This window comes from Deferribacterota bacterium, assembly GCA_034189185.1.
In the GTDB taxonomy this organism is placed as follows: Bacteria; Chrysiogenota; Deferribacteres; order Deferribacterales; family UBA228; genus UBA228.
Genome location: JAXHVM010000054.1, coordinates 1 through 12,008 on the forward strand (window position 1 = coordinate 1; position 12,008 = coordinate 12,008).

The following is a 12,008-nucleotide window of genomic DNA, read 5'->3' on the forward strand; positions in this document are numbered from 1 at the left end:
CCTTATTTAAAATATCTTTTATTTTACCATCTATTCTAAGAAATAAATAATTATTATCATATCCCCAAAACAATGTTTTTAAATAATTTGTATCAATTTGCATACTGCCCATATCATATTTCAGGTTGAATATTCCTGCAGCAAGCCATTCAAAGTAGCTCGTTATCTTCCCGTCTATATCAGGAGAGACAATACTAGTTGGCTCTTTCTTTATCCCGCTAGATATAGCTTTTTTTATAGGCTCATATAAATTATGTGGTATAGTTATTCTAGCGATTTTATGTGCATTAATTAAATGCGTTCTAAAAAGTCTGTCGAAAGTAGTAGCTTGTGGTGTAAAGTGGTCGTCTCCATACCACCAAAACCAATCAGAACCTTCTGCAATATACAATTCCTTTTTTAGCTCATCTATTTCATCATTAGTTAGATTGTTTTCTACAACAGCTGTTTTTTCTTTTGTTTGAGCAAGCAGATCCCAAGCCTTATTTTTTTCATAATGCCCCACCCACGTTAGGAGGTTGCCATATATCCAAGAGCCACTCTTTATATTATTTATTGTATTTTCTGGGATAGACTGTTCTTTAATGACATCTGAAAATGTTATTAACTTAACCCAATTCTCACTTTCTAAAATTTCATATAATTTAGATAGAAAGGGAAAGCCATTGTTTTTATAATGCTCCCATGCATTTTCACCATCTAAAATAACAGATACATGGGGGTTGAAATCTACATTATTATATATTTTTTTTAATTCATCTAAAAATATATTTACTGCCATATCCTCTCTTAAGTTAGCAAAGTGGAAACCTATCTTATCACTTAGGTTTTTATCTCGAAAAAAAATATATATATCCCCATTTGAAGTTCTAAATTTATGTTTTTTATATAAAATACTTCTATTTGGACTGTGATTAAGTGGGAGATTCATAGAATTACTTAAAACATCTTCATCTGAAGCTATCCAGTTTATGCCAAAATAAGAAAATAGTTCAGCTGCTTTTGTTGATATGCTACCCTCTGATGGCCACATCCCTTTTGGCTCCAGATTAAATATTTCTTTAAAGTATTTTATCCCTGCGTCAATATGCCAGGCAGCATCTAAACTCAGAGAAATGTTTTTTCTAGGTAAGACAACGTTTGGCACTACTTCTTTAGCAGAATTAATGTCTATTAAAAGAGGGATTATGGGGTGATAAAATGGAGTTGTTGATAATTCTATTTTTCCTTCTCTTTCTAGTCTTTCATAAAGGGGTATTATACTATCAATCTTCTTAAACAAGATATTTAGCAATGTTGTTTTTTCTTCATCACTATAATATGCGTCTTTATCTATTAAATTTTTTATTGTGGGCTCTTCTTCTCTTATAAAAACACCAGTCCAGGCTAGTAGGAAATGTATTTCCAAATCAATCAATTCTTGGTTGTTAAAAGCGCTACTATATTTATCAGGACTTATTCTCTCATATTTTTTGTATAGCTCAGTATATCTAAGGGATGGAATTATCATATTTTCAGTATTTGCCATAAACAGCTGAGGGATTAACTGTTTTTTTTCTTGATCATTTAATTTAGCTACACTTTTTTTTATTGCATTTAACAGTAAATCATTGCAATGTGGAGAAACATATTCTTTTATCTGCATAAGTAATGATGGTACCAAGTTAAATACAGCTTTTGATGAGCTTAGATTGTCAAAATATCTTGGCATATCATAATAATCTTTTATTGCGTGTAAAAAAACCCATGGCAATTCATAATAACCTGTAAAATCATCCTTGTAGTATGGCTGATGCATATGCCATAAAAATGTTAGATAGAGTGTTTTCAACTTTTTTCACCTAACCATTTATATATCTTATTCTTATATTCATTAAATAGTTCAACCCCATCTTTTTTATCTTTACTCTCGATAAATAAATGTATATTTGGGGAGTATTGGTCGGGGACCATTAATACCCATCTTTCTCCTGTTAACTCAATTTTAATGCCATCGACAAAGGATGCTTTTTCATCCATTGATTCTTCGCTCATTTTTCTCATAAGGAACCCCTTTTTTTCAATTGGGCATCCTATAATATTGTGATTGAAATAATAATAGGGGATTTCTTCTTTAATTGATGAAATACTCTTCCCTGTTAATGTAAGTAGCTCAAGTAGTTTAATTGATGCATATATTGCATCCGGCGATATTGAATGTTCTGGAAAGATATATTCTTTGTCAAGATTGCCAATAAAATCACAAGATCTGATAAAGTCAGTTTTCAGCGCATAGAATTTACCCCTAATAATATTAATATTTTTTAGGCTGCTGTCTAATACAGTGGGCGCCATCGTAGGCAGAAAAACTGTTCTTTTTTTATCATTCAACATATCTAATATTTTAATAAAAATCATCAAAAGTAAATCACCTGTGATATATTCGCCTTTATCTGTTATAACACTAAAGCTTTCACCGTGAGGATGGATGATAAAACCTATATCTGAATTTGTAGTTTTAATGATGGCTGATGTTTGTAATTTTTCTTCTTCCATACTATGGTAAGTATGTGATATTTTTGACTCATCATGATAAGCATTCAATACAATTGAGCTAGTATTTAATTGGTTTAAAATAAGGGGATAGATCTCATTTGTTGTTCCATTTAAAAGGTTTATAACTACCTTAAAATGTTTTGCCTTTATTAGGTCAGCATTTAATGTAGTATAAAAATGCTCAAGATACTCATTTTCTATATTAAATACATCATAGATATTGCCTATCTCATCGTGGGAAACCCTTCTAAAATTTTCTTTGTAAAAAATTCGTTCAATACTTTTTTCCATATTTGTGTCAATTAGCAGTGAACTACCATCAAAGAACAAAATTTCTGTATGTGTTGGATATATTGAGGATTGTTTAAAGTAGACACCAAACACCTCATTATGTATTGCAAGGTTATATCTAAGTATAGGCAGAGATGTCAATCTTGTATCTACGCTATTAATGCCTGTAGACAACAAACCGCTTATAAAAGCCCTTTTTAGCATCCTTGCTGCCCTATGGTAGTCTCTTCCTAAGAGGACTTTACTGCCTTTAGGCAGCATGCTACCTATAGCTGAGCCTAATTTTGTTGCTATTTCTGGGGAGAGTTCAATGTTGGTGCGGGCTGAAACTTTACCACCTTCAAAAATACTTCTTTTCCACTTATCACCCCAAATTAAATTACTGCTAATTATTGAGTGCTCTTCAATGATTTTGTTTGGCCAAATCATAACATCTTGTTCAAAAACAACATGGTCCCCTGTCTCAGTATTCTCTGCTACTACACACCCAGATTTAGCCATAGTAAATTTTCCAAACCTTGTTTTGTTACAAAGTATTGAGTTGTTGAAAATAGAGTATTTTTTGATGACTACTTCACTCCATATGATAGAATTACTTATTTCACATCCCTCTTCAATGATACAGTTTGATCCAATAATTGTATTTCTAAGATATGTCCCTTGTTTTATTATTGTATTTTCACCTATAACTACCATACCTTCTATACGCACATCTTTATTTAAAACAGCTTTTTTGCCTTTGTATAGAATGCCCTTGGGGTATTCAACTTTTTCTCCACAATACTCTAGATTTAGATGGAGCTTTTTATTGAATACATCCATGTGAACTTCTCTATATGCATTTGGATTTCCAATATCCTTCCAATATCCCACTGCTTTATAACCATATATATCCATTTTGTTGGTTTGCATTAGAGGAAATAAATTTTTAGAAAAATCGTAATTTTTATTTTCGGGTATTAATTCTAAAATTTCAGGCTCAAATATGTATATACCAGTATTAATTGTATCAGAAAATACCTCTCCCCAGCCAGGTTTTTCCAAAAATTTTACAATCTTATCGCTTTTATCTGTTATTACAATGCCAAATTGCAGAGGATCCTCTACAGATGTAAGGGTTATTGTAGCCTTTGATTTTCTTTGATGGTGAAAGTTTATAATTTTTGATAAATCAAAATCTGTAATAATATCACCACTAATAACAATAAAAGTGTCCTTTAAATATTTAGCTGCTTTTTTTACAGCTCCTGCTGTACCATAGTCATCATCGGGCAGTACATAATTTATTTTTACATTATATTTATTACCGTTCCCAAAATAACTTTTGATTACCTCTGGCTTAAAATACAAAAGGACAACGAGTTCTGTTATATTTGCTTTACACAATAATTCTATAACATGTTCCATTATTGGTTTATTTAGAACAGGTAACATAGGTTTTGGTAGTGTAGAGGTTAAAGGTTGCATCCTTGTACCAAAACCTCCAGCCATTATAACTCCTTGCATAGAACACCCCTATATATTTATATTAATATTATACAGGGTTTAAGCATTTGTGGCAACTAAGTTATATTCAAATAGATTTGGTATATAGGGGTGTTTAGGGAATGCTAAATATGAGACCTCTAGTCTTCCTGCTGCATCTAGCCTTTTATTTAGCGCATATTCTGCTACTCCATCTGAAGAATTTATTAGCTTTAATTCGTCATATAATGCATTTTCATAGCCTAATGTTGGGTTAAATTCGGTGATTACATAAACCGCCACATCTTTAGGGTTTATATCATTTACCTCAATAGTTGCTCTATAAGTTATTTGGCCTCCCAACGAAAAAGTATCACTCTCTTCTGTCGTTTTTATAAATTTTAATGAAGCCCACTTGTCCTTAATTGTATTAAGCCACTGGACAAACTCTTTTGTTTTTTGATAATTGTTAGAAGACATATCTGTTGAGGTTTTGTGTAAATTAATATAATATTTATTAATATATTCAATTAACATTCTTGCGGTGTTAAAATTAGGCATAATTGTTTTTATGCTATTTTTTATAATTTTAATCCATTCTCTTGGTATGCCAATCTTATCCTTTGAGTAAAATAGTGGAACTATTTCATTCTCTAATTTGTCATATATTTCTTCAGATTCCACCCTGTCTTGGTATGATTCTTCATCATAGGTTTCCCCGAAACCAATTGCCCATCCATTTGTTCCATCATAAGCTTGGTCCCACCATCCATCTAAAATCGAAAAATTAATGCCCCCGTTAGCTGCCACTTTCATACCACTTGTTCCACATGCCTCCATTGGCCTTCTTGGCGTATTAAGCCAGATATCAACGCCTTTTACGATATTTTTGGCAACCTCTATATCATAATCCTCAATAAATACAATTTTATCCTTAAACTCTGGCTTTCTTATTGTATGCATAATCTGCTTTAATATATTTTTGCCTGCCTCATCTTTAGGATGGGCTTTTCCTGCAATAATAATTTGAACTGGCATATCTTCATTGTTTAGGATTTTAGAAAGCCTCTCTTCGTTCATAAATAATAGATAAGCTCTTTTATATGTTGCAAATCTACGCGCAAAGCCTATGGTCATTGCATTGTGATCTAATAGATCTCTAATTCTTATTAATTCACTTGTAGAGGCTCCTTTTGCTTTAGCTTGCTTCCATAACCTTTTTCTAATAAAAGCTAGCATCTGCGCTTTTACTCTTAATCTAGCATTATATAGTTCTATATCAGGGATGTTTGGGGTATATTCCCATACACTTTTATCATAAAGTTGTAATATCCAGCGCTCACCAAGATATCTATTATATAAATTTTGAAATTCATCAGAGATCCATGTAGCCAAATGAACACCATTAACTATATGGCCTATTGGGGCAAACTTTTCAATAGCTTTTGGCCACAAAGGTTTGAACATTTTTCTTGAAACCTTACCATGGAGCTTGCTTACAGCATTTCTATAATTAGATAGCTTTATTGCAAAAACAGCCATTGAAAAGGGTTCAGAAGGGTTATTTTCATTAAATCGCCCGAGCCTCATAATATCTTCTAATTTAATGTTACTATTACCTATAATAGGGTTTATATGGTTATTTAATTGTTCATAGCTAAAGACATCAAAACCTGCAGCAACAGGAGTGTGAGTAGTAAAAAGTGAACTTTTTTTTACTACCTCAATAGCCTCTTGTAGATTTAGATTGTGATCACTAGTTAAGACCCTTAATCTTTCTAGTAGTACAAAAGAAGGATGCCCTTCATTGATATGATACACTGTAGGCTTAATTTGCATAGATGCTAGAGCTCTTACACCACCAATACCAAGCACTATCTCTTGCCTAAGCCTCAGGTTACTATCCCCACCATATAATTGTCCCGTTATTACTCTGTTCTCAGGCGTATTTTCCTCAATATCAGTGTCTAACAATATTAGCCTTATGTTGCCAATATAAGATTCCCATAGTTTGACATATATGGGTGTGGGGGCTTCAATGGTGATAATCATATCCTTGCCATCAACATTTTTAACTGTTTTAAAGGGCATTTTATAAAACTCATTATAAGGGTAATACTCTTGTTGCCATCCATCGGTGTTTAAATACTGGTGAAAATATCCGTTTCTATACAATAGACCAACTGCTACAAGGGGGAGTCCTATGTAGGAGGCTGCTTTACAATGATCTGCAGATAATATACCTAGGCCACCGGAATAAAGATGGAGTGATTCATGTATACCATATTCAGCTGAAAAATATGCAACTAGAATATCTTTGTAACCATTATTTTTATTATAGTTTGTATAAAACCAGCGAAGGGATTTTTTATAGTTTTCAAGATCCTCATAGACTTCATTTAGGTGGGCAATGAAAAAAGGGTCTTTACTAATTTTTTCTATTTTCTCTGTGGTTAGATTCATTAGCATTTCAACAGGGGAGTTGTTTGTTTTTTCCCAAAGCTCCGGATCTATTATTTTAAACAGTTCTTGTGCTTTTTTATTATAACTCCACCTTAAATTATAAGCTATCTCTTCAAGTTTTTCTAAATTCTGAGGCAACTTTAAAGATATGAAATATTCTTTTTTTCTCATTTTTTTAACCTTTAATTAATTTTAATAATCATTTAATATTATATTAGGGCGGTTAAAAAATCTATACATAATTTTAATTGTTATTGATAAAATTTACTAATTTTTCTGCAATGCTAGCTGGTAGCCTACATTCATTCATTAGTTTTTCTTTACTAATATTTTTATTAATATAAATATCTGGAAATTTTTCTAATATATTTTTAGCTCTAATTGGGCCTATACCCTCAATGTTTTTTAAGGGTGAATTGTCTATATTTCTTAATATTAGTGATCTACTGTATTTTATAGCAAATCGATGAGCTTCATCCCTAAGGGATTGAATAAATAGTAATAGAGGGTCATCCTTTTTAAGAGGCAAACTATTTTTTCTACCGTATACAAATATTTCATCATGTACATCACTGGGAGGTGGTTTTTTTCTTTTTTTGCCCTTAGATATAGCAATAATATTGATATTGTTAAGACCACTATCTTTGAAAGCTTTATAGGCAGCATTTAATTGCGCTTTCCCTCCATCAATGATATAAACATCTGCTTTTTCTTCCAGTTTTTTTTGTATGTTTTTTGCCTTTCTTGTTATTAGTTCATAAATTGACTTTGTATCATTATTTTCAGCTGTTTTTATTCTATATCTTCTGTATTGATTTTTATTAAACCTATTATCTTTATATGATATTGAAACACCTACAGTAAAGGATCCAGATATATGAGATATATCAATACATTCAAATTTAGAGGGGGTATTATTTATCTGTATATATTTCTTAAGTCTTTCTAGGGTGTTACTTTCCCTCATAGTTTTATTAATGTGTAATTTTGTTTGCTGCATTGCATTATTTAATGCAAAATTTACTATATCATTATTACTTTTTTTAATATTTATTTTTGTTGCACCAAGCTCTTTGCAAGCATTTACAATGAGGTCTTCATTGATATTTATATCCTCTGGATAGTAGACAATGTTTTTAGGAAACTGCATTGTTGATTTGTAAAAGTGAAGTATAATCTGCTCGCAGGTTTCACTCTCTATTGAATTCTCAAAAAAATCCGTCTCAACACCTATAATTTTGCCACTTCTTACAAAAACCTTTGTTAGGCCTTTTACACCTTTAATTTCATGGAATATAAAAGCATCAATTGATTCACTTTTATTCTCGTTAATTACAATTTGATTCTCAAAAAGCTTATCTAATGTCTTTAATTTATCTCTTATTTCAGCTGCTTCCTCAAAACGCAGATCAGCAGCGTAAATATTGAGCTGTTTTTTTAGCTCTCTTATAACACTGTCTACGTGTCCATTAAAAAATCTTTTAATTGCATCAACAATTTTTAAATAGTCTTTATGTGAAATTTTCTCTTCGCATGGACCACTGCATCTTTTGATTTGATAGTTTATGCATACCTTGTTTTTATTAAATTTATTATTACTGCAATTCCTTAGTGGAAATATTCTTCTAAGATCGACGAGGAGCGCTTTAATTGAGCCTGCGTTAACAAATGGGCCATAATAGACGGCTTTTTTATCGCTTGTATTTCTTGTGTATTCAATTTTTGGATATTTATCAGCTGTAATCTTTATGTAGGGATAGCTTTTGGAGTCCTTTAATACCACATTATATTTTGGTTTTTCTGTTTTTATAATGTTTGCTTCAAGTAAAAAAGCTTCTAATTCTGTAGTTGTTACAATATGTTTTATATTAGCAGAGCATTCTAATAGCCTTGCTTGTTTTATAGTTCTATTTTTGCCATTAACAAAGTAGGATTTTATCCTTTTTTTTAAGGATTTTGCTTTACCTACATATAGTATCTCCTCATTTTTACCAATAAACATATATACCCCAGGTGAATCTGGAAAGGTATTTATATCAACTTTGAGCATATAAGTTAATATAATTTTATTTAATTTATTGGCAATAAACTAATGAGGTGTTTAGTTGGCTTCAGGGATAAGGGGTACGTAAGCTGGAGAAGGTTCTCTTGGTTTTTTAAGGTGTGGTTTAGCTATATATGGTGGTGGGGGCTCAGGGGGTTCTTCTGGTTTAGGTTCCTCTATAACTGGTTTGAACTCCTCTCTTGGTTTAAGGGGCTCTTTAGGTTCTTTTATATTATGTTCACTAGGTGGCAAAATAGGGGCAGGATGGGGTTCTTTAATTTTTGGTGGGTTTGGCTCCTCTTGCCTATAATAATTTGAATAAGGACGCACAGAAGGCTTAGGTTCTTTAATTTTTGGCTCTGCCTCACTAGCGTTTAAACAACATGTTAGTATTGTGATTAAATAAATAATTAAAAATATGCTTTGTTTAACAATTTTTACTTTCATTATTAAAAAAAATATATATTATATATAACAAAATGGGAGCCTTAGATCAAGTAAAGAGAGAGAAAATAATTGATGTTTTAGAGAAAGCTGATAAAGAAAAGCTGTCATCCTTTTCCTTTAAAATATTACTGGGGCAACTGCGTGTAAAGCTTGAGATATCTAAGTCAAAGGAAGATGTTGTAGATGAATGTGTCCAAAAATTAAATGAATACGTTGATAAATATGGCAGCCTGAAAAGTGTAAAAGATGATATTTACAATTTATTTAATATAAGAATATGAACATCTAGTAATTTATTAACATATCTAATAGCTAATATTAAGTAGGCAATGACAGTTACCAATGGCAGGTCTATATATACATATACCTTTCTGTAGAAAAAAATGTCCCTATTGCGATTTTATCTCTTTTTCTAAATACAATGAAAATATTATTAACACTTATCTATCAAGACTTCTATTAGAGATAGATTATAGGCTTGATAATGATTTTATTGATACAATATATATTGGCGGTGGAACTCCATCAGTTATACCACTTAAAATTTTTCAAAATTTCTTAGCTAATCTTCAAAAAAAAATAGGTAACAATATTGTGGAGTTTACAGCCGAAGTAAACCCAGAATCTTTTAGTAAGGAACTATTATTTTTATTAATTGATTATGGGGTTAATAGGATAAGTATGGGGGTACAAAGCTTTGAAGATGATGTATTAATTTTTTTAGGGAGATTGCATAGCTCAAGGATAGCAAAAAAAAATATAGAGCTAATAGATAAATTTTTTGGACTAAATAGGCTAAATATTGATTTAATGTATAATATACCCCTAGTTCCTCCTGGTAAAATTTTTTCTACTTTTAAATTAACTGCTATGTATAATATCCCTCATATCTCTGCTTATAGCTATAGTGTTAATAATAATTATTTAGATTATTTTAGTGATTCTTTCAGTGAACAAATGAATAATATTATAGCACTCTTGGTTAAAAATAATTATGAGCAATATGAGATTTCAAATTTCTGTAAAAATAGCGCAATTAGCGTACACAATATAAAGTATTGGCTAATGGATGATTATATTGGGGTCGGGGTAGGAGCCCACTCAATGATAAATTGTGATGGAAAACGCATTAGAATAGCGAACACTGGCAATCTTTATAAATATATGGAGGATCCTATTAATAATAAATCAATAGATGTTATAAAGGGTAGTGAAATGTTGAAGGAGGATATAATTTTTGGACTTAGATATTTGAGGGGTTTAAACATAGAGCACTATAGTAAGCAGTCAACATTTAAACCTATATTGTGTAAAATCATGAATTTGGTAAAAGAAGGCTATATAAATTATAATAAAAATAATATTAAATTAAGTTACAAAGGAATACTCTATAATAATTATTGTTCTTATAAATTGTGGGAATAATTTATATTAAAATATTAACCCACCCGAAGAATTATCATTTTTCATATTGCTTGGGTCTATGTTAGGCATGCTACTTGATATTCTAATATTGCTTTTTTCCTCTAGATATTTGTTTTTTAGATCTTCTGGTATGCGTCTATATTCATAGAGTATTTTATCCATATCGATCTCGCCACCAATCTCATCTTCATAGGGGAAGCCAAAGGGAAGTATTGCTATCTGCAAGTTTGAAGGTGATCCTGCATTTGGTATGGCTTGTACTAATGCTATATCTTTTAGTTTACCTTCTTCTTCATCAAATATACCTAATACTGTATCCCCGCTTATTAGTTTAACAAGTTTTACATTGTCTGTCATAATAATCTAACCTCCTATATTTTCTTTTAAAAAATATGTTCTGCCTTCATAGTTGACAACATATAATTCTTCATTAAGGATAAGATTTCTTATAATTTTTTCAATCATCTTTTTCTCTACATTAAAATTAGATAATATTTCATCAATAGTTATTGGCCTTAGGGTGGCAGTATTTTTTATATAATTTACTAAATAATCTGTATCTAAAGGGGATCTATTAATAGCATCTTTCTTTTTAAAAATTGAGATACCTTTGTTCTCAAAATAGTTTTTTATGGTGCTTATCTCTTTTTCTGATAGAGCATTGTAACCTATATATGAAGGAGGCCTATAAATAGTGTTAATCTGTAGGCTATCAAATTTGCATTTCTTTAAAATATTCACAATGCTTGATAGATTTTCTGTTGAATCGTTTACATCCTTTACAAAGAGCGACTCAATCAGCAACCTTCCATTATAAAACATTGAAAATTCAATCAAACCATTAATAATATTCTCTAAATTTAATTGTGGCTCAGGTTTATTTATTTTTCTAAATATATCGGCTTTAGCAGCATCTAAGCTAACACAGATAATATCAGCGCTATATAGATCTTTTTGTACCTCTTTGTTCCATAAGAGGCTTCCATTTGTTAAGACCATAATTGGATTTGCGGCAATTTTTTTAATTTCTTTTATAATAGTTCCTATGTCAGCGTTTAATGTGGGCTCGCCTGATCCAGTTATAGTAATAACATCCAAATTATTATACACCTTAGAATAGTTTTTATTAAAATCCTTTAATATCTCATTAACGTCAAAAAAGCTCTTTCTAGTAATTGTTTTTACAGTAGTTTTACCAACCTCACAGTATACGCAATCATAACTACATACCTTATGGGGTAAAATATTTACCCCTAATGACCTTCCAAATCTTTTTGATGCCACTGGTCCAAATATATAATTCATAATTAATATTAATAATTAATTTTTTATATTTTAC

At 30.8% G+C, this 12,008-nt stretch carries 9 protein-coding genes; 2 read left to right on the forward strand and 7 right to left on the reverse strand.

Annotated elements, in window-relative coordinates; genetic code table 11:
- The 5 genes from SVN78_05290 to SVN78_05310 form a co-directional block, all read right to left on the reverse strand.
- A partial coding sequence (locus tag SVN78_05290) for a glycoside hydrolase family 57 protein (GenBank protein MDY6821017.1) occupies window positions 1-1,831 on the reverse strand: 1,831 nt, incomplete at its 3' end.
- Window positions 1,828-4,332 (reverse strand): sugar phosphate nucleotidyltransferase, encoded by a 2,505-nt coding sequence (locus tag SVN78_05295; GenBank protein ID MDY6821018.1) that lies wholly within the window; start codon window positions 4,330-4,332, stop codon window positions 1,828-1,830. The genes SVN78_05290 and SVN78_05295, both read right to left, overlap by 4 nt.
- 39 nt (window positions 4,333-4,371) lie before the next feature.
- Window positions 4,372-6,924 (reverse strand): alpha-glucan family phosphorylase, encoded by a 2,553-nt coding sequence (glgP, locus tag SVN78_05300; GenBank protein MDY6821019.1) that lies wholly within the window; start codon window positions 6,922-6,924, stop codon window positions 4,372-4,374.
- A 73-nt stretch (window positions 6,925-6,997) separates the two neighbouring features.
- Complete coding sequence (gene uvrC / locus SVN78_05305; GenBank protein ID MDY6821020.1) at window positions 6,998-8,803, reverse strand: excinuclease ABC subunit UvrC; 1,806 nt, start codon at window positions 8,801-8,803, stop codon at window positions 6,998-7,000.
- 51 nt (window positions 8,804-8,854) lie between these two features.
- A complete protein-coding gene (locus SVN78_05310) occupies window positions 8,855-9,244 on the reverse strand; it encodes a hypothetical protein (GenBank protein MDY6821021.1) in 390 nt (129 codons plus the stop codon).
- 32 nt (window positions 9,245-9,276) lie between these two features.
- Here SVN78_05310 and SVN78_05315 point away from each other — a divergent pair, with 32 nt between their 5' ends.
- Window positions 9,277-9,525, forward strand: a complete 249-nt coding sequence (locus SVN78_05315; protein ID MDY6821022.1) for a hypothetical protein — start codon at window positions 9,277-9,279, stop codon at window positions 9,523-9,525.
- Between the two features lie 61 nt (window positions 9,526-9,586).
- Window positions 9,587-10,669 carry a radical SAM family heme chaperone HemW gene (gene hemW / locus SVN78_05320; GenBank protein MDY6821023.1) on the forward strand — a complete coding sequence of 361 codons (1,083 nt, stop codon included), beginning with the start codon at window positions 9,587-9,589 and terminating at the stop codon, window positions 10,667-10,669.
- A 6-nt stretch (window positions 10,670-10,675) separates the two neighbouring features.
- On the opposite strand, the gene SVN78_05325 is transcribed toward hemW, so the two are convergent.
- A complete protein-coding gene (locus tag SVN78_05325) occupies window positions 10,676-11,026 on the reverse strand; it encodes a hypothetical protein (protein MDY6821024.1) in 351 nt (116 codons plus the stop codon).
- Window positions 11,027-11,032: 6 nt separating this feature from the next.
- Complete coding sequence (locus tag SVN78_05330; GenBank protein ID MDY6821025.1) at window positions 11,033-11,974, reverse strand: radical SAM protein; 942 nt, start codon at window positions 11,972-11,974, stop codon at window positions 11,033-11,035.
- Between the last annotated feature and the right edge of the window lie 34 nt (window positions 11,975-12,008).

Excerpts from the sequence above, each read along its gene's own strand:
- SVN78_05295 (MDY6821018.1), bottom strand. The coding sequence starts at position 4,332 with ATGCAAGGAGTTATAATGGCTGGAGGTTTTGGTACAAGGATGCAACCT.
- glgP (MDY6821019.1), bottom strand. The coding sequence starts at position 6,924 with ATGAGAAAAAAAGAATATTTCATATCTTTAAAGTTGCCTCAGAATTTA.
- uvrC (MDY6821020.1), bottom strand. The coding sequence starts at position 8,803 with ATGCTCAAAGTTGATATAAATACCTTTCCAGATTCACCTGGGGTATAT.
- SVN78_05310 (MDY6821021.1), bottom strand. The coding sequence starts at position 9,244 with ATGAAAGTAAAAATTGTTAAACAAAGCATATTTTTAATTATTTATTTA.
- SVN78_05315 (MDY6821022.1), top strand. The coding sequence starts at position 9,277 with ATGGGAGCCTTAGATCAAGTAAAGAGAGAGAAAATAATTGATGTTTTA.
- hemW (MDY6821023.1), top strand. The coding sequence starts at position 9,587 with ATGGCAGGTCTATATATACATATACCTTTCTGTAGAAAAAAATGTCCC.
- SVN78_05325 (MDY6821024.1), bottom strand. The coding sequence starts at position 11,026 with ATGACAGACAATGTAAAACTTGTTAAACTAATAAGCGGGGATACAGTA.
- SVN78_05330 (MDY6821025.1), bottom strand. The coding sequence starts at position 11,974 with ATGAATTATATATTTGGACCAGTGGCATCAAAAAGATTTGGAAGGTCA.